Origin of the sequence: Vibrio maerlii (genome assembly GCF_003415655.1) — a bacterium.
Lineage (GTDB): Bacteria > Pseudomonadota > Gammaproteobacteria > Enterobacterales > Vibrionaceae > Vibrio > Vibrio maerlii.
On sequence record NZ_QRHC01000005.1, the window covers coordinates 44,248 to 61,968 of the forward strand.

Annotated in this window: 17 protein-coding genes, 1 tRNA gene and 1 pseudogene; 7 read left to right on the top strand and 12 right to left on the bottom strand. The window is 42.2% G+C overall.

Features of this window, described 5'->3' with window-relative positions:
* Positions 1 to 167 precede the first annotated feature (167 nt).
* From DPF91_RS09870 to DPF91_RS09880, 3 genes and pseudogenes are all read right to left on the bottom strand, one after another.
* A pseudogene (locus DPF91_RS09870) lies at positions 168 to 827 on the bottom strand (alpha/beta fold hydrolase); the annotation flags it as partial.
* Between the two features lie 113 nt (positions 828 to 940).
* Entirely contained in the window at positions 941 to 1,612 is a 672-nt protein-coding gene (locus tag DPF91_RS09875) for a haloacid dehalogenase type II (RefSeq protein ID WP_117234264.1), read from the bottom strand.
* Between the two features lie 65 nt (positions 1,613 to 1,677).
* Entirely contained in the window at positions 1,678 to 2,193 is a 516-nt protein-coding gene (locus DPF91_RS09880; RefSeq protein ID WP_117234265.1) for a hypothetical protein, read from the bottom strand.
* A gap of 282 nt (positions 2,194 to 2,475) precedes the next feature.
* On the opposite strand from DPF91_RS09880, the gene DPF91_RS09885 reads away from it, so the two are divergent.
* From DPF91_RS09885 to DPF91_RS09905, 5 genes are all read left to right on the top strand, one after another.
* Positions 2,476 to 3,138: a DsbA family oxidoreductase gene (locus DPF91_RS09885; RefSeq protein WP_117234266.1), complete on the top strand. Its 663-nt coding sequence runs from the start codon at positions 2,476 to 2,478 to the stop codon at positions 3,136 to 3,138.
* A gap of 66 nt (positions 3,139 to 3,204) precedes the next feature.
* Entirely contained in the window at positions 3,205 to 3,795 is a 591-nt protein-coding gene (locus DPF91_RS09890; RefSeq protein ID WP_117234267.1) for a TetR/AcrR family transcriptional regulator, read from the top strand.
* 293 nt (positions 3,796 to 4,088) lie between these two features.
* Positions 4,089 to 4,640: a carboxymuconolactone decarboxylase family protein gene (locus DPF91_RS09895; RefSeq protein WP_117234268.1), complete on the top strand. Its 552-nt coding sequence runs from the start codon at positions 4,089 to 4,091 to the stop codon at positions 4,638 to 4,640.
* Between the two features lie 127 nt (positions 4,641 to 4,767).
* Positions 4,768 to 5,313 (top strand): carboxymuconolactone decarboxylase family protein, encoded by a 546-nt coding sequence (locus DPF91_RS09900; protein WP_117234269.1) that lies wholly within the window; start codon positions 4,768 to 4,770, stop codon positions 5,311 to 5,313.
* 256 nt (positions 5,314 to 5,569) lie between these two features.
* Positions 5,570 to 6,121 (top strand): carboxymuconolactone decarboxylase family protein, encoded by a 552-nt coding sequence (locus DPF91_RS09905; RefSeq protein ID WP_117234270.1) that lies wholly within the window; start codon positions 5,570 to 5,572, stop codon positions 6,119 to 6,121.
* Positions 6,122 to 6,245: 124 nt separating this feature from the next.
* On the opposite strand, the gene DPF91_RS09910 is transcribed toward DPF91_RS09905, so the two are convergent.
* The 3 genes from DPF91_RS09910 to DPF91_RS09920 form a co-directional block, all read right to left on the bottom strand.
* Positions 6,246 to 7,577, bottom strand: coding sequence for a patatin-like phospholipase family protein (locus DPF91_RS09910; RefSeq protein ID WP_117234271.1), 1,332 nt, complete (start codon positions 7,575 to 7,577; stop codon positions 6,246 to 6,248).
* Positions 7,578 to 7,696: 119 nt separating this feature from the next.
* Positions 7,697 to 8,548 (bottom strand): glutathione-dependent disulfide-bond oxidoreductase, encoded by an 852-nt coding sequence (gene yghU / locus DPF91_RS09915; RefSeq protein WP_117234272.1) that lies wholly within the window; start codon positions 8,546 to 8,548, stop codon positions 7,697 to 7,699.
* A gap of 69 nt (positions 8,549 to 8,617) precedes the next feature.
* Positions 8,618 to 9,295 (bottom strand): glutathione S-transferase family protein, encoded by a 678-nt coding sequence (locus tag DPF91_RS09920; RefSeq protein ID WP_117234273.1) that lies wholly within the window; start codon positions 9,293 to 9,295, stop codon positions 8,618 to 8,620.
* Positions 9,296 to 9,522: 227 nt separating this feature from the next.
* Between DPF91_RS09920 and DPF91_RS09925 the strand changes: the two genes are divergently transcribed.
* Positions 9,523 to 10,455 carry a sensor domain-containing diguanylate cyclase gene (locus DPF91_RS09925; RefSeq protein WP_117234274.1) on the top strand — a complete coding sequence of 311 codons (933 nt, stop codon included), beginning with the start codon at positions 9,523 to 9,525 and terminating at the stop codon, positions 10,453 to 10,455.
* A gap of 134 nt (positions 10,456 to 10,589) precedes the next feature.
* On the opposite strand, the gene DPF91_RS09930 is transcribed toward DPF91_RS09925, so the two are convergent.
* The 5 genes from DPF91_RS09930 to DPF91_RS09950 all read right to left on the bottom strand — a co-directional run bounded on the left by DPF91_RS09930 (position 10,590) and on the right by DPF91_RS09950 (position 15,782).
* Positions 10,590 to 11,333 carry a glutathione S-transferase family protein gene (locus DPF91_RS09930; protein WP_117234275.1) on the bottom strand — a complete coding sequence of 248 codons (744 nt, stop codon included), beginning with the start codon at positions 11,331 to 11,333 and terminating at the stop codon, positions 10,590 to 10,592.
* Positions 11,334 to 11,342: 9 nt separating this feature from the next.
* Positions 11,343 to 12,134, bottom strand: coding sequence for an oxalate:formate antiporter (locus tag DPF91_RS09935; RefSeq protein WP_117234276.1), 792 nt, complete (start codon positions 12,132 to 12,134; stop codon positions 11,343 to 11,345).
* A gap of 281 nt (positions 12,135 to 12,415) precedes the next feature.
* Positions 12,416 to 12,503, bottom strand: a tRNA-Ser gene (locus DPF91_RS09940).
* Positions 12,504 to 12,634: 131 nt separating this feature from the next.
* Positions 12,635 to 13,084 carry an L-alanine exporter AlaE gene (locus tag DPF91_RS09945; protein ID WP_117234277.1) on the bottom strand — a complete coding sequence of 150 codons (450 nt, stop codon included), beginning with the start codon at positions 13,082 to 13,084 and terminating at the stop codon, positions 12,635 to 12,637.
* Positions 13,085 to 13,340: 256 nt separating this feature from the next.
* A complete protein-coding gene (locus DPF91_RS09950) occupies positions 13,341 to 15,782 on the bottom strand; it encodes a hybrid sensor histidine kinase/response regulator (RefSeq protein ID WP_117234278.1) in 2,442 nt (813 codons plus the stop codon).
* Positions 15,783 to 15,952: 170 nt separating this feature from the next.
* Between DPF91_RS09950 and DPF91_RS09955 the strand changes: the two genes are divergently transcribed.
* Complete coding sequence (locus DPF91_RS09955; protein WP_117234279.1) at positions 15,953 to 16,537, top strand: UPF0149 family protein; 585 nt, start codon at positions 15,953 to 15,955, stop codon at positions 16,535 to 16,537.
* Between the two features lie 76 nt (positions 16,538 to 16,613).
* Here DPF91_RS09955 and nadA read toward each other — a convergent pair whose 3' ends face one another.
* A complete protein-coding gene (gene nadA / locus DPF91_RS09960; protein WP_117234280.1) occupies positions 16,614 to 17,678 on the bottom strand; it encodes a quinolinate synthase NadA in 1,065 nt (354 codons plus the stop codon).
* Positions 17,679 to 17,721 lie beyond the last annotated feature (43 nt).

Here is a 17,721-nt window from a genome sequence, read left to right on the forward strand (position 1 = left end):
CCTTTGATCACCATAAGTGCGATGAATATTCCGCCAGGTTCATCGAAAAAACCAAAGCTCAAATAAATAATAGGCACGAGCGAGACAAAACGTGCAAATAGCAAAAAAGGCATCCTTTTACAGGATGCCCAGATATCATTTAATAGCGACATATTAGGTCGAAGTTTTTAGCCTAGAAGCAGTTTCAAGTACTCTTCTTCAGCATCAATCTGTAGGAAGTGCCCTGCATTTTCGATCTGCTGAACCGAGATGTTCTTAAATGTATTTGAAAGAATTGAACCAGGACCTTCCCAAGATTGATGTGGGTCTTTCATTGCCCAAATTAGGTTTACTGGCAGCTCAACTTTCTTCAGAGCTTCCATATTCGCTTTAGTATCTTCGTTAGTTAGGCTACGAAGAAGATTAGCGAATTCAGCACGACCTACTTCATGGCTCAGTTTTGAATCTAAGAATACCGCTTCAAGGATCTCATCTGTAATCTGATGTTTGTTCATAAAAGTTGAGCGGATGAATGGACCTAGCTCACCGCCAATCGCACCTGCTTCTGCTGCCATTTCAAATTGCTCAGCGCTTGCAGCGTCAATTAGACCTTGCATTGCAGGTACAGGCCAAGTATCTGCTGTGATGGAGTTTGAAAGCGTTGCTTTTTCAAACGCTGCTTCATTTGCAACCAGAAGACCTTGAGCAACACCACCACCAATGTCGTGTGCGATTAACCAAATATTTTTCCAACCTTCAGCAACAATCCAATCATTCAAGAGATTTGCACTCGCCTGAATACCGTAGTGCGCTTTATCAGCCACTCGTGTTTCACCAAAACCAGGTAGATCAGGGGCAACTTACATAGTTACCCACTCTTCACTGCGCGTTGGATGAATCGCCACAACAGAATCAAAACGGCTTTTGTATTCTCGGAACGCAACTATTGGTCATCTCATGTTCAACCAACAACTTGTGCTACGTGCTTAAGTGAAGAAACCACCGCACTTGGCTGGATATTCCAAGGATCAAACACAACGTTTGGGTCTCTCTTAACCCATGCAGATCTAAACCCTGCGGAAATAGAGCCAGTCACATCAAATGGGTTACTTGAAATTAGCCATGCTTTATCCATCGTGCTATCCGCTGCTCTTAAAAAATGCTCGTAAACTTCAGGGTCGGGTTTAAAGCTCTGAACATCAGCACAGCTAACTACACCATCAAAATAGTGATAGATCCCTGCTTGTTTCAATAAACCAGATACGGCTTCTGAACTGCCATTTGAGAAAGCATAAAGAGCCATGTCTTTCTCTTTTAAAGCCTCTAAGGCCGGGACCACATCATCGAATGCAGGCAGAGCCTTATAAACGTTCATGAGTTGTATTTTTTGCTCATCATTTAACTCAACTTTTTGGTCAAGCAGCGCATACTCCAAAGCATCTTTGGTACAAACTGAAAAATCGACATAATCACGCATCAAGCCACGGCGAAATGAGTATTCCAATTGTTTTTCTCGCCAAAGTTTGGAAACCGACAATGCATCGCTAGTTTCTAACCATTTTTCAAGCGTTCTCAAAACACCTTGCGTATCAATTAAAGTGCCGTAAACATCAAATGCCAATGTAGTTTTCATGTGGTACCTCTTTCCCCAATGAGTGAAAACGAAAAACGCCAACATTCCGTTGGCGTTTAAATCGATTAGTAATTCTTTTTGTATAGGTAAGCATTAAGCCACGCTAACGCCAAAATAACCAATGTCATTACAGGTGGTTTTGACTGAAGTGGTAACACTTCTGCTGGTACGCTTGGTAGTAAATGAACATATACCGCGACAAACATGATAATCGTAGTCAGTGCAGTTGAAGCATACATTGCCTTTGTCAGCAATTCTCGTGGCAGTGATTTTTCACCAATCATCACAACAATCAGCAGCGCACCTGCACCCATTTCACCCAATTGACCAGCCCAGCGAGAAAGGAAAGGGAAAGGAAGTTCACTCAGTGCAATCTGCTGAGTAAACATTGTGGTGAACGGGTCAAAGAACTTCACCGTACCTGCCATCAGTAAGAAGGTACCAATTAAGCCTGTCAGAATTTTCTGTGCTTTCAGTGAAATAGAGTCACTTGCATTATATGAACGAACTAAAAAGAAGCCCGTAATAAGGATCATAGAACCGATTAAAGATAACTCTAGGATTAGTTGTTGCGTACTCATATTAATGCCCTCTTTTACTGTCCGTTTTATTGCTTGTTGGTTGTTTGCAAATCTTGAAAGATTCATCAATTCGTTTCGATGGAGTAATAGTAGATCAATCGTTAAATTTCAAAAACAGGCAATATTGAAATCCATTCGTGCATAATTGAAAGGTTAATCAAATCGAAATTAAATGAGATGTAGATCACATTTATACTTCCCTTTTCTTTTAAACAGTGCCACTATACATAAAACATGAACAAACGTTCAAATTGTTAAACAAAATAATATAGGTAACGTGATATGACAAATAAGTTAAAACTAGAAATTATCTCTGATGTGGTTTGTCCTTGGTGCATTATCGGCTATAACAACCTACAAGCTGCTATTAAAGAACTTGATGTTGCAGATAAGATTGAGATCGAGTGGCTTCCCTTTGAGTTAAACCCTGATATGCCAGCAGAAGGCGAAAACCTTCGTGACCATGTAAAGAGAAAGTATGGCTCTAGTCGAGAAGACAGCGATCGTGCTCGTATCAGCATTGCTCAAAAAGGCGCAGAGCATGGCTTTGAGTTCAACTATTTCGAAGATATGCGTATGGTTAACACCCTTGAAGCACATGTACTGTTAGATTTTGCCAAGCAGTTTGGCAAACAGACAGAACTTAAACTTCGCTTGTTTAATGCTTTCTTTAGCGAGCAAAAAGACGTATCTGACCGCAATGTTCTTCGCAACGAACTTATCGCTGTTGGTTTAGACGCTGACGAAGGTATTGCATGGTTAGATAAGCCAGAACTAAAAGAAGACGTTCGCATGCAGGAAGCTGTTTGGCAACAGCACGGTGTTAGCGGTGTACCGACTATGGTCTTTAACCGTGAATCAGCAGTGACTGGTGCTCATCCTGTAGAGAACTACAAACAGATTCTAACTGAATTACTTAACGACCCTACAGATACGCAAGACTGAACTTGAACGAGTGTTAATAAATTCGCTATAATCCACGCATTAAGACCCAATCACCTAGGTAACATTATGAGTAAAAGAGCACAATTTGATCGAGAAGATGTGATCATTAAAGCGAAGGACCTCTACTGGGCAAAGGGATATCACGGTACTTCTATGCGAGCACTACAGGACGCACTTGATATGCGCCCTGGTAGTATCTATGCAACATTTGGTAATAAAGATAAGTTGTTTATCGAAGCGATCGAACGCTACGGACAGGACAGCGACCAGTTACTAGAGAGCAGCTTAGCTGAAGCTCCAACCAAGATTGACGGCTTGAAAAGCTTCATCCGAAAGATCATCTTAGAAGGGCGAGATACCGCACCTAGTGGTATGTGTATGGTCGTAAAATCTGTTTCTGAGTTAACGGAAGAAGACAACCCAGATCTACTAGATACAGCAAAACGCCTATTGAGTGACATTGAAAAGGCATTCACCGCTATTTTAACTTCAGCAATTGCTGATGGTGAAGTCAGTGCTGATAAAGACCCAGTTGAGCTAGCACGCTTTGTCCAAGTTCAGATTATTGGGCTTCGCACTTTTGCTCGTGCAACAGAAGAGCTTGATGCAGTAGAGAAGTTTATTGACGACATCTTTGTGAGTGGTCCATTTAAGTAAGCCACCAATCATATCATAGATTCTAAGCCCAACCTTGTGTTGGGCTTTCTTTTACCTGCTATCTTCCCCCTTTCCGAAGATCAACATATTGACCCATTCTTTCTATCAACCAATCACCACCCACTCATTAAAAATTAAACTAGAATACTTTCAACAACTTAAGATAGATATAGCAATAAATTGAACAAGTGTTCAATTTATTGCTTGAACGATCGCTCACTTGGCGCTATAGTTATTCCAACTTAACGGGGCACACAAACCTCATCAGCGAATCAACATAAGAGAACGTAATCATGACTGCATTTAAAATCCACACTGAAGAAACTGTTTCACCAAAAGCTAAAGCTATCTTCGCTGGCGCTAAAAAGCAGATGGGCGTTATTCCTAACCTTTACGGCACAATGGGCGAGTCTCCTGAGCTGCTAAAAGCATACACTCAGCTTCATCAACTGTTCCTAGAAACGTCATTCACGGCTGAAGAGAAAACAGTGGTATGGCAAGCAATTAACGTTGAGCACGAATGTCACTACTGTGTTCCTGCACACACTGGTATTGCACACTCAATGAAAGTTGATCCTGCTCTAACTGAAGCACTGCGTAATGAAGAAGCGATGCCAACCGAGAAGCTTCAAGCTCTTAAAGACTTTACGCTTGAGATCGTTCGTCAACGTGGCAACGTAACTGAAGAGCAAATGGAAGCGTTCTTTGCAGCAGGTTACACACAACAAAACGTTCTTGAGATTATCCTTGGTTTATCTCAAAAAGTAATCAGCAACTACACAAACCACGTTGCGAAAACACCTGTAGATGCAATGTTCCAGCAGTTTGCTTGGGAAAAAAAATAACCATATCAATTGGTTAATTTAAACTGAAAGAGCACCTACTGGCTAAACTATGGTGCATAAGCATTTATCGAACCAATACCTGCTGTGTAGTTAAATACACAGCAGGTATTTTTTATCAAGGTATCAGATGCCCCACTTTACCATCCACTCTCTTAAAAGCGCTCCAGTCGGTAGTAAAAATACTCTTCGAAAAGAAGTAAAAAAACATGGTGCTGTAATCAATCTATTTGGAATTTTGGCTGAATCACCTCAAACACTCCAAGCGTATTTGCACCTTTACAACTTGCTATCAGAGTCTTCACTAAATAACGAGGAAAAAACGGTTATATGGCAAGTACTTAATATTGAGCATGACTGTACTTATTGCGTTCCTGCACATACTGCCTTAGCCAACGTCATGGGAGTCCATCATTCACTGACAGCCGCTCTACGTAACCAGCACCCATTACCTACCAAGCAACTTGAAGCACTAAAAGATTTCACCCTTGAGATGGTACGAACACGGGGCCGTGTTGATGACGTACAGATAGAGCGGTTCCTCAATGCTGGTTTCACTCAACAAAATGTTTTAGAGATCATCCTGGCTTTATCTCATAAGGTAATCAGCAACTATACAAATCATGTCGCCTATACTCCGTTAGATCCCATGTTTGTACATCATAAGTGGCCCTAGAGTAATTACCACCTCCACTTTCAACATTACACCAACAGCAATATAACAATCCACCACTAATCACACCAGGCAGTGTGAATGACTCTACAACAAAATCAATAAAAAAGTAACTAATATTCAATAACTTAGAATCAAAAAGTATTTATTTGAACATTCGCTCAAATAAATACTTGAACAGTTGCTCAAATATACTTATAGTAACTGCAACTTAACGGGGACAACCCCAGTACCAAATCATTGATGAGAGAACGTAATCATGACTGCATTTAAAATCCATACTGAAGAAACTGTTTCACCAAAAGCTAAAGCTATTTTCGCTGGCGCTAAAAAGCAGATGGGCGTTATTCCTAACCTTTACGGCACGATGGGCGAGTCTCCTGAGCTGCTAAAAGCATACACTCAGCTTCATCAACTGTTCCTAGAAACGTCATTCACGGCTGAAGAGAAAACAGTGGTATGGCAAGCAATTAACGTTGAGCACGAATGTCACTACTGTGTTCCTGCACACACTGGTATTGCACACTCAATGAAAGTTGATCCTACTTTAACTGAAGCACTGCGTAATGAAGAAGCGATGCCAACTGAGAAGCTTCAAGCTCTTAAAGACTTTACGCTTGAGATCGTTCGTCAACGTGGCAACGTAACTGAAGAGCAAATGGAAGCCTTCTTTTCTGCGGGTTACACACAACAAAACGTTCTTGAGATCATCCTTGGCTTATCTCAAAAAGTGATCAGCAACTACACAAACCACGTTGCGAAGACACCTGTAGATTCAATGTTCCAGCAATTTGCTTGGGAAAAGAAATAAGTAAGTTGTCCAAAGATTTTTAGGGAAACCTTTCTATTGTTTCCCTTTTTTAAACACTAAAACACTGCCTTGTTTTATAGTTAGCCGTAGCCCGTCTGCGGTTTTTTTATATGAGCGACAATGATCAGTTTTTCTTGCGAAAATCTTCTAGGAACCGTCTAAAATCTTCGTTTTTAAGAAGTTGTTCCCTCCCCTCTTGCACAAGTAGATCAACTTGCTCTTTTTCTAGATTCAATGCTGTTGGAATATTGTTTAACGAAACCCTACGCTCTTCATCTGTAACATCATTAAGGTTAATATCGACAAAGTATGTTGATACTGACTGTCCACGCTCAGTAGCTGCTTGTCCATTGCGCTTTAACGTCTCTCTAATCAAATTCTTAGTTAAGTCATTATAACGATGCAATTGAATGTCCGTCATGAATGAAATCGTATCAGTAACGTCTGGTTTTTCGACACTCTGCCCCATAGTATTCTGGGGTTTGGCAGAAGCGTCCACGGAAATAACAACCACATAAGGCTTTAGATCTGCCCCCATATCGGTAAAGAACCCTTCCTGCCCACCATGCATTGCCATCATGTCATACAAGGAAAACAGACCGAGATTGTCAGTGATACCCCCATCAACTAAGTGAATGTATTTCGTCTGCTCTTTATCTAAATAGTGACTTAACGATGAATGTGTGGATTTTGCAACGCTATTTAATTCTGATTGCTCAACAAGATTAGTGATATTGCTGTCACCACAATCACCATAGTTTTCCAATACAACAGGGTTAAAGAATACAGGAACCGCTGCTGAAGCCGCCACAGCGTTAGCAACTGGGTATTGAGAGATATCAGAGCACAGTAAGTCAAAGTACTCTTGCACATAAGAAAAACGAACTCCTGTCCCTAAATCAGTCGCATTGATAACGACTAATGGCTTATCTGTTTGATTGATATCAGCGAACGTTGCGCCTTTGAATAGCTCTTCTTGGTAGTACGTGATGGCTTCATCCGTAATACCAGAACTTGAGAACCAGAGTGTAGGAGTCAAAAAACGCTGCAATAATGATGTCGTCACATCGTTATAGAGAAACTCTTGTTCAAAGTCAGTAAACAACTTATCGCCATAAAGCCCATAATAAGCAGCAGTAAAGCTTCCGCCCGATACCGAAGATATATTATCAACTTCGTCAAGAAAGCTAACATCATACGACTGTGACTCTAAGGGCTGATCTCGCATTCCCTCCATAACACCATAAGCAAATGCAGCGGCTCTTGTTCCCCCTCCAGAAAAAGCAACAAGAACCATCACTTCGCCTGAATTGTAGCGTTTCACAGAATTTTGATAAGAATACGATTGAGATAAATCGCTATCCTGAAGCGTAGGTTTATTCTGTGGAGTGCCGTAGGTAGCACACCCTTGTAATATGGCAGTAATACCAAGTGTTACGAATACTGTTGACTTCACTATCGACCGACTCTATCCAATCATTCACTCTGTAATACTATAGAGTAATGTCGATGTTTCAACAGGTTAAAAAAAACCGCCAGGTGGTGACCTAGCGGTTTAAATTGTAATATCAGAATTTATTTCAACTTGAGCACAGCATCAATATCTTCAGCACTGTGACGTTCAGGAACATTCTCCCAATCTTCACCCCAGGTACGATTAACCGTTCTACCTCGCTTCACAGCAGGACGCTCTGCAATCTCATTTGCCCAACGTAAAACATTTGGGTAGCTATCCACATCCAAAAACTCTTTAGCACTGTATAACGCACCTAGAACTAGGTTGCCGTACCATGGCCAAGTAGCAATATCTGCAATCGAATACTCGTCACCACCTAAGTAACGATTATTCGCTAACTGCTTGTCTAATACGTCTAGTTGACGCTTAGTTTCCATCGTAAAACGATTAATTGGGTATTCAAACTTTTCTGGAGCATACGCATAGAAATGCCCAAAACCACCACCTAGATATGGTGCAGAACCATGAAGCCAGAATAACCAATTCATCACTTTCACTTTTGCTTGCGCATCTTTCGGAAGGAATGCATCAAACTTTTCAGCAAGGTAAAGTAGGATAGAAGCTGATTCAAAAACATTCGTTGGTGTCTCAGTCGAGTTATCCACCAATGCTGGAATCTTTGAGTTAGGGTTTACATCGACAAAACCTGATGAGAACTGGTCACCTTCACCAATTTTAATAAGATGCGCATCATATTCTGCATTTTTACCTGCCGCTAACAACTCTTCCAGCATGATAGTCGCTTTTTGACCGTTAGGTGTTGCGATTGAGTAAAGTTGGAGGGGATGCTTACCTGCTGGTAGTACTTCCTCATGAGTAGCACCAGACTCAGGACGATTAATTTTAGCCCACTCACCGCCATTTTCGCTGTCGTGAGTCCATACTTTTGGTGGTTGATATTCGTTAGTCATTCCGATATTCCTTCAAAATAAGCAAGCTCGAATGAGCTTGCTCTTAACTATTTGTTGTTAGCGTTTAACTCATGCTTTTGGGTAGTTTGATGGGAAAAATGCACGGCGAGCTTCTTCATCAAATTCGCTTTTAAACTCTACACCTTTGTCGATTTCACGAGCACGCAGCGCAGCAGGACGACTGTTTACAGCATCAAACCAACGGCTTAGGTTTGGATATTGTTTAAGACCTTCTTCACCAAGCACTACAGTTGCTTTGTCAATCCAGCCCCAAGCGGCAACGTCTACAAGCGTGAACTCGTTACCAACGATAAATTCACGACCTTCCATATGTTGCTCTAACACTTCGTAGTGACGCTGAGCTTCACGTAGGTAACGGTTAACAGCGTAATCTAGACCTTCAGGTGCGGCATGACGGAAATGAACAGACTGACCAGAGTATGGACCTAGACCTGTTGCAATAAACATCAACCACGATAGAAGCTCTGCACGATCTTCAGGTTGACCACCTAGCTTGCCTGTTTTCTCCGATAGATATAGCAAGATAGCATTTGAATCAAATACACGTTGACCATCATCTTCAATTGCAGGCGTTTTACCGTTAGGGTTAATCAAACGGTACTCTGGAGTATGCTGGTCACCTTTTAATGTATCTACTGGTACCAATTGGAAATCAAGACCTGTCTCTTCTAGGAACAGGGCTATCTTCATTGGGTTTGGGGTTTGGTGGAAATAAAACTTAAGCATAATGTTCTCCCTTATCTTGAACATTCATTCAACAAGGAAAATTAAACCACCTTTGGAACGATTGTTCAAGTGGTTTGTATTTATTTTTGAAATCTTCTAAACAGTATAAGCCCACATCAATACAACCATTTCTGAAAGGCAAACTTTCAAGCCTGAATGATTACATTATTGAACGATCGTTAAAGGTTGACTATTATAGAGCGAGTTAAGAATAGCGAGGTGGTGTAATGCAGAAAGATGCAATAGGTAACTTTAACTTAGAAACGATGCTAGGCGTGCTCCCTGATCGTATATTTGTTATTTCAGCCGAGAGTGTTTTTCTGAAAGTATATGGTGGTACGGATATCAACATTGAGTACGTAAATGAGCAGCTTATTGGAAAGAGCTTTTACGACCTATTTTCAGATGACCTACCCCGTGCAAAGCATTATCACGGTGTTATACAGAAAGCGATTGAAACAGGCGAAACACAAAAGTTCATGTACGAACTGGGACCTGGACTGATGCCAAATGTTGCAACTCATATCACGTTGAATAGTCAGGAATGGTATGAAGGTAGGATCCAACGCCTGCCTGAGGATATCAATGGTGAGCCTGCGGTCGTTTGGATTGTTAGAAACGTTACAGAGAGTGAGAAAGCCAAGTTAGATCTCAAGAAAATGTCCGAGGTGGACTATCTAACCAATATTCTCAACAAGCGCTCATTTACAGCCAAAACTTTACAAAGCTTGAATAAGCCGCACAAAACACAATCTACTCTACTCTTACTTGATATCGACCACTTCAAGAACGTCAATGACCAGTATGGTCACTTAGTCGGTGATGAAGTCATTAAGCGAGTAGCCAAAATCATGTCAGAGCAAGTACGATCACATGATTATGTTGGTCGAGTTGGAGGTGAAGAGTTTGCAGTGCTACTAACGCAAGCTGACTTCGAGCAAGCCGTAAATGTTGCTGAGCGTATCCGCTGTGCCATCGAGGGCGATGCCTTTAATTTCTCGGGGGAAGACCTAGCCATTACCATCTCAATTGGTTTAAGCCAAACCCAGCAAGGGGAGCGAGATATTAAAGAGCTATACCATCGTGCAGATATTGCTCTGTATGCTTCGAAGAACCATGGGCGTAACCAAGTTCAGTCTTATTCTGCACGCTTGAATTAACCCAGCCTACTTTGATGGCCTGCTAAGATACATTGCTATGCAACAGGTCGGAGTACAATTCAGCTGTAACACGTCTCTGGACAATTGTGAGTTTCGAAAGTGACTTGAAATCCACAAGTCACTTCCACAGTATTCTACTTGATTAACACCTTCTCACATTCCAAAGCAACCCACTCAGGAGTCCCTTTAGTACCACCTTTAAGTGCGAGAATTTGAGGCACAACTTGCTCCCAAGCTTTATGCGATTCGACATAGCAAGGTCGCGTTTTCAAGCTGGCTAACCAACTCTTTATGTTCGAGTATTTTTCCAGAACAGCTTCATAATTCTCGTCAATCTCTAGCGCGACTACCTCGCAGGCATACAAAATATCTGCCGCAGAAATGACATCACCACACAAGTATTGCTTGCCAGATAGCATCAAATCCAGCTGCTTGAACATCGAGTGTAGCGCCTCTAATTTCGCTTCAATCTCAGCCTCTGGCGGCTTAGAGAAACCAAGGTATGCTGGCATCAACAGGACAGGCAAAAAATAATCAAGCGTTGATACTTTTCTTAGGTTGGTATGATACCAGGATAAGTATTTGTTTACGGTCGCTTTAGTACAAATATCGTAACCAAACCACTCATCACTGCATCCTTTAATATCAGTGATGTAGTTCATAATTGCTGTTGCTTCTGACAAGCAAAAATCACCGTGTTGCATCGCAGGAACCTGATGCAGTGGATTCACCTTCAGGAACTCTTTCGATATGTGTTCACCGCGAGTAAGCCAAATGTATCGAATGTCAAAAGCAATTCCAGCTTCAAGTGCTAACCAGTGAACGGCTCTACTCGGCTCTGAAGTTGGGTCGTGAAAAATAGTAACGGTATCGCTCATGTTTGCCTCTTATTGTAATTGCTCTAGGTAATCGATGCTGGCTGCTTTTGCGCTTTCACGAATTACAACATGCTCTTTTTGCTGAAGTTCTAAGTAAATATAAACGCAATGCATCAGTGCTGAAATAAGTGACTCTTTTTCTGGTAGTGCGACTGTTTTTGCGAGCTTCTGTGCAAACTCTGGTAGCCTTTTCTCAATAGTACGAACTCCTGATGGCGTTAACCCAGCTTGTTTAAGTGCAAGTGGTGAAAGAGCGGAAAAACGAAGGAAAGAGATAAACTCCAGTGTTTCAAAATACTCTCCACGAGCAATCTTGGTTGCTGCATAATGCACCCAAATCCACATTCGGTCTTCTATCCATTGCGGGTCTGGTTGTGGATATTGAGGGACTCTCGTTGCAAAGACATCACTCAACATTGTGCCTCGTTCCCACAATACTTGAGTATCGTCTACACGTTGAGCTGCATCTGGTAATGAGACAAACTTGAAATCGACATGAACAACGGTGTCACCACCAAACAGTGAAACAATCAATCTTGGTTCTCCAACGTGCTCACCAGTAAAGGCAGCGAGTATATCGTTGAACTGATTTAGAATGTCAAAGCGCTGTGACATAACCTCTTGGTGATATTCAGGTTTTACAGCAATGACAAAATCTAAATCGCTGTACTGATCCATCGAGTTTGATGCGTAAGAGCCGCTACAACCGATGCCACAGAATCGTTCGTCCTGAGACAGTACGTTCACGATATGAACTAAAAGAGTCTTGTGAGAAGAAGGAAGTGATGCAGGAAACTTCATATTTTTACCTATTAAATTTGCTTCGATAATTGCAACTGCTAGTGCGGTAAAATTTATGCAGTAGTCCAGAATATCAAAATCCAATTTATAATTGCAAGAGAAGTAACCAATAGATCATTGGAGATTTTTGTCCGAAACAAACTTGGGGGCAGATCTGAGCTAGCCACATATGGGCCAGCTCGAAGATAAACAGATTTAATCTAGTGAGACGATTTAGCATTATGCTGTAGGAGATTGCCACCTAAGAAAAAACCCCAGCATTTCTGCTGGGGTTTAGAATTTGGCGGAGAGAGAGGGATTCGAACCCTCGATACGTTTCCGTATACACACTTTCCAGGCGTGCTCCTTCGGCCACTCGGACATCTCTCCAAATTTTGGCTGACAGCGTGTGTCAACGAGGCGCTAATTTAATGACTATCTAGCTGTTGGTCAAGCGCTTTTTCGATAAAAAGACCTTTTATCGAACCGACTGGTCACTTAATCACTCATTATGTGATTTTTTAAGCACTTTGGTAGTAACCAGGTACTCGGAACCACTTACGACACATATCTAAGAAGTAGCCATACAGCACACCCATGCCACATGATATTACAGCATTACTTGATACAGCAGTGATGATTTGGTCAGTCGATGCGCCCACTGCTAACAAAATGCCTGCATAAACCGGCGATTGGAACAATACGTAAGCAATGAGATCTGACACGTTCTTTGCAATCGATGAAGTGGATACGCGAGCACCTTGTCGTAGAACCCAATCGCGGAACACACCATAAGGCCAAGCAATAGCAATGTTCACAGGTATCGAAAGTAAGCGCGAAGCCAAAGATTGCTCAAATGTCATACCCGAGATAAAGATCTCGATGATCATTCCAGAAACAAAACAGAACACAACCATAGCGAAGGTGTCCGCTGCGGCGTTGCGGATACAGAATGGGCCTTTTGACTTCATTTAACTTACCAAAAAGAACTAAAAACTAGAGTAACGAAAGAATGATAGATGCATGAACTAGCACACTAGCTACCATCCAGTTTATTTCGCTATTAAATCACACATTACCTAGTTATAAAGTTTAAAGTTTTCAGTAAGTGGTAATTAAATTACTAATATTTCCGATTAAACTAGATGCATTCACTACTTTTTGGGGTTTAGGTCACATTTTATTCAAATCATGAAATAAAAGTACAAATTGAATACTTCACGTTAACTAAGCCATTGACATCGTAAGCTCATCAACATCTTCTGGTGATGGCTCTACACCTTGCTCTAGCTTGATCTTTATTCTCACCAGCAAATCGTTCAGCGGGCTTCCTCTCTCTAAGGAGTTGAGCATAGTGTTAACGGTAGACAAAGCTTCTGATAACTGGTTGTTTTCTAGAGCTATATAAAACTCGACTAGCATTGCCTCATTGAGGCTATTAATCTCACCTTGGTTAGCACTTTCTGTTATACCGCTTAAATTTTCATCACCATTAAATTGACTAAATTGGAAAAGACGTTCTGCATGACTAGCGAGTGCATCATCGAGTTCTCTCTCATCAATAGGCTTAGCGATGATGTAATCGGCCCCCGCATACAACATTCTTTCTCGCGTTTCTCGGAAAACATCTGCTGTACAGCCGAAAATGACAATATCATTTCGCTGGTCTGTTAGATTGCGAATGGCGGTAATAGATTCAACGCCATCCATCACCGGCATATGGTTATCCATGAGCACCAAATCAAACTGATGTTCTTCCATTGCATGAATCGCGAGCTCACCGTTTTCGACACAAACCGTTTTGAAGCCCTTCGACTTCATAAAACTATCAATGATGATGGTATTGGTTCGATTATCTTCAACGATAAGAACTGATAGACCTTGATAATTGAGCTTTCTAGCCACCATCAGCTGCTTATCCTCAGGTTCACACTGAACCATAGCAAGACGGACTTCAAAGCTCGTACCGATTCCCTCTTCACTGGTAACAGAAACTCCACCTTCCATCAGCTCAGCGATCTGTTTAACGATAGATAATCCTAAGCCAGTACCACCAAATCGGCGCGTGGTGCTCGACTCTGCTTGCTCGAAAGGTTTGAAAATACGCTCTTGTGCATTCTTAGGAATACCGATGCCCGTATCTCTAACTCGGATAATCAGAAAGTTTCGCCCATTAACTAACTGTTCATCGAAGTAAACCTCCACGAACCCTTTAGACGTAAACTTCACTGCGTTATTGAGAAGATTGAAAAGCACCTGACGTAAGCGCGCCTTATCGGAGTGATACCAACGCACTGCTGATACATTACTGTGCACTCTAAACTGGAGCCCTTTCTCAGTGCATAAGGTGTGATAAACACTATTTACACTACCGATGATCGAGTCGAACGCAAAATTGGTCTTGTCCAACTCCAGGTGACCCTGCTCTATCTTAGAGAAATCTAATATTTCATTCAGCAATGTCATCATGTGATCACCTGAGTCATAAAGACTCTTTAGGTACTTCTTCTGCTCAACATCGAGTTTAGTTTTGAGCAGTATCTGCGCCGTCCCCAATACCCCATTCATTGGAGTGCGAACTTCATGAGACAATGTTGCTAGAAAAGCAGTTTTAGCTTTGGTTGAGGCTTGAGCCTTTACCCTTTCTTGATCAAGATGGATAGTTTTCTGATTAAATGAATCTATTAGGTGGCGAATTTCATCCTGGCTCTTGTAATAGATATCGATAATGCCACCGAGATGTGAGTCATCGACTTTCTGTGCAATGATGGTGATCGGTTTGATTAGATATCGGTTAAGTAAGTAGTAGCCCACCATAATGTAAATGAGTAGGAATGGGACGATACCCGCTTCAACACTCATCACCTGCTCGTAGACTTCTTCTGCTACTAGCCTTCCTGCATTCACCACCTCAACTTGCCAGTTAAACTCTCCAAAATCGAACTTACTAATGTAGATATCATCAACAATCTTGAAGTCATGTTCTACGACGACTACGTCATTAGAGTCACGTAGCAACACCCCGAGCGAGTAGTCCTCAGCATGCGTTTTTACAAACTTCACCAGTTCATCTAGTGAAATATCGACTGTTGCTACACCAGCAAACTGACTCTCAATGTAATAAGGCGTTGATGCGGTGATCATCTGAACGTGGGTATAAGGGTCGATATATACTTCTGACCAGGCCACGGTACCTGGTGATTTGCCAACGACCGACGAGTACCAGGGCTCATGGTCATAGCCTGAAAGCTGTGGGTTGTTCCAAGATAAAACGCGGTCGATACCACCGCGACTGTTCTTATTGTAAAAAAGACTCGAATACTTAACGTCTGGATCGATAGTGTAAGGTTGTGGCCACACACCACCACTTACCACAACACTATCACTTGCAAGCAACATGGAAGGAAGTAGTGTGTCTAGGTTGTCGTAATTACTCTCAGATGAGGTGACGGCTTGAATCGAATGTAAGACACCAACTGAACTGTGAATTGGCTCTTCGATTTGCGCAGAAAGTAATTGAGTTCGTAAATCTAGGTTTTGTTGTAGCTTGTCTCTAACGGGTGGCTCAACAGTCAAATAGGTGACGCTACCAATGGTCGCGATGAAGAAACAGAGGTAAACCCCTAATGCGACGATACTTTTTCTTTTCAACGATGAGCGAACATCCATTTAAATTCCCTGCCCAATTCCTTTATACAGAGTTACTGTACTACAGTTTGTTAACATATTGCTTCAGTTTCTGAGTTAAAAATCCTTGATTTGTTACCGTTCCCCTATGTTGAGCCTAAGAACATTGATAAGATTGCCGACAATTTGATACCGGACGTAAAGGCGCACACTTGAGCTTACAAGAAATCATTAGCCACCCTGAATTGGATGGCAAGCTACTCAACTACCCAACAACACTTGGGTTTATCACCTCAATGGCAGCAGCGCCGCACATGCTCTCACCGCACGACTGGTTACCATACCTGTGGGGTGGTGAAGAAACGGCACCTTTCACAAATGGTGAGCAATTAGAACAATACGTAGAAGCCGTTGTTCAGTACTGGAATGAATACCGTCCAGCTCTTCTTGGTGGCACTTGGGTATGGCCTGAAGGCTGTGCTCTGGACGAAACCGATATTGTTAACGAGCAAACAAAAGACTTCTGTCAGGGCATCTTACAAGGTTGGCAGCTAGCGCGCGATGACTGGGAAACCATCATGCCAGAGCACAGTGAAGATAACGCCCTGCTAGGCGGTGTACTACTATCACTTAGCATGTTGTTCGACCCTGAAACCACACTTACTATGCTAGAAGAACAAGGCCTTCAAGGCTTGGACCAGTTTGAAGAAATCTTCAACTCAATTCCAGTCATGCTTTGCGGTCTAACTCAACGTGGTGCCGCAATTGTCGAAGCAAGCGAAGACGAAGCAGAATAAGACTTCAAAAAACAGTATAAAAACAAAAGGGTCAGCAACTGCTGACCCTTTCTCATTTCAATCATTAAGATAACGCTTATGCGTTACCTTTAACCTGAACGTTCAGTTGTTCAGCAAAATCTAACATGCGGTTCAATGGGATAAGTGACTTAACACGAAGCTCTTCATCAACAAAGATTTCATGCTCTTTACCGCCTTCGGCCAGAGCAGCTTCGATTTGTTTTAGACCGTTCATTGCCATCCAAGGACAGTGCGCACAGCTTCGACAAGTTGCACCGGCACCCGCGGTTGGTGCTTCAATCAGTTCTTTCTCTGGCACCATTTGTTGCATTTTGAAGAAGATGCCTTTGTCAGTTGCCACAATCATTTGCTTGTGAGGCAGCTCTTTCGCTGCTTTGATCAGCTGACTTGTTGAACCAACAGAATCCGCTAGCTCAACGACACTTGCTGGAGATTCAGGGTGAACTAGAATCGCCGCTTCTGGGTATACCGACTTCATTTTACGCAGTGCATCTGATGAGAACTCATCGTGAACGATACATTCACCGTTCCAAAGCAGCATATCTGCGCCAGTCTTATTTGAAATATAAGAACCTAGGTGGCGGTCAGGCCCCCAAATAATGGGTTTATCTTCCGCGTCTAAGTGTTCAACAATCTCTAAAGCGATACTTGATGTAACCACCCAATCAGCGCGCGCCTTAACTGCTGCAGATGTGTTCGCGTAAACAACAACTGTGTGGTCGGGGTGTTGATCACAGAACTCGCTGAACTTGTCAGCTGGGCAACCGAGGTCAAGAGAACACTCAGCTTCAAGTGTTGGCATTAAGATCGTTTTTTCTGGAGTCAAGATCTTCGCTGACTCACCCATGAAGCGTACACCCGCAATAATGAGTGTTTTAGCTGGGTGACGATTGCCAAATTTTGCCATTTCAAGCGAATCACCAACAAAACCACCTGTTTCTTCAGCAAGCGCTTGGATTTCTGGATCCGTGTAGTAATGAGCGATCAGGACCGCATCTTTTTCTACTAATAGCTTTTTGATGTTAGCAACGTAAGTTAGCTTTTCTTCGTCTGAAAGAGGAACCGGCTTCGGTGGGAATGGGTATACAGTGTTTTCTACAATATCTAATAGGTGGCTCATTGCTCTTGCTCTACGCAACTTCCAAGTAATCAGCGCATTGTAC

Coding starts and splice junctions, on each gene's coding strand:
- DPF91_RS09935 (WP_117234276.1), bottom strand. CDS start 12,134: ATGAAGTTTCCTGCATCACTTCCTTCTTCTCACAAGACTCTTTTAGTT.
- DPF91_RS09875 (WP_117234264.1), bottom strand. CDS start 1,612: ATGAAAACTACATTGGCATTTGATGTTTACGGCACTTTAATTGATACG.
- DPF91_RS09890 (WP_117234267.1), top strand. CDS start 3,205: ATGAGTAAAAGAGCACAATTTGATCGAGAAGATGTGATCATTAAAGCG.
- DPF91_RS09925 (WP_117234274.1), top strand. CDS start 9,523: ATGCAGAAAGATGCAATAGGTAACTTTAACTTAGAAACGATGCTAGGC.
- DPF91_RS09880 (WP_117234265.1), bottom strand. CDS start 2,193: ATGAGTACGCAACAACTAATCCTAGAGTTATCTTTAATCGGTTCTATG.
- DPF91_RS09950 (WP_117234278.1), bottom strand. CDS start 15,782: ATGGATGTTCGCTCATCGTTGAAAAGAAAAAGTATCGTCGCATTAGGG.
- DPF91_RS09895 (WP_117234268.1), top strand. CDS start 4,089: ATGACTGCATTTAAAATCCACACTGAAGAAACTGTTTCACCAAAAGCT.
- DPF91_RS09930 (WP_117234275.1), bottom strand. CDS start 11,333: ATGAGCGATACCGTTACTATTTTTCACGACCCAACTTCAGAGCCGAGT.
- DPF91_RS09900 (WP_117234269.1), top strand. CDS start 4,768: ATGCCCCACTTTACCATCCACTCTCTTAAAAGCGCTCCAGTCGGTAGT.
- DPF91_RS09885 (WP_117234266.1), top strand. CDS start 2,476: ATGACAAATAAGTTAAAACTAGAAATTATCTCTGATGTGGTTTGTCCT.
- DPF91_RS09905 (WP_117234270.1), top strand. CDS start 5,570: ATGACTGCATTTAAAATCCATACTGAAGAAACTGTTTCACCAAAAGCT.
- nadA (WP_117234280.1), bottom strand. CDS start 17,678: ATGAGCCACCTATTAGATATTGTAGAAAACACTGTATACCCATTCCCA.
- DPF91_RS09920 (WP_117234273.1), bottom strand. CDS start 9,295: ATGCTTAAGTTTTATTTCCACCAAACCCCAAACCCAATGAAGATAGCC.
- yghU (WP_117234272.1), bottom strand. CDS start 8,548: ATGACTAACGAATATCAACCACCAAAAGTATGGACTCACGACAGCGAA.
- DPF91_RS09945 (WP_117234277.1), bottom strand. CDS start 13,084: ATGAAGTCAAAAGGCCCATTCTGTATCCGCAACGCCGCAGCGGACACC.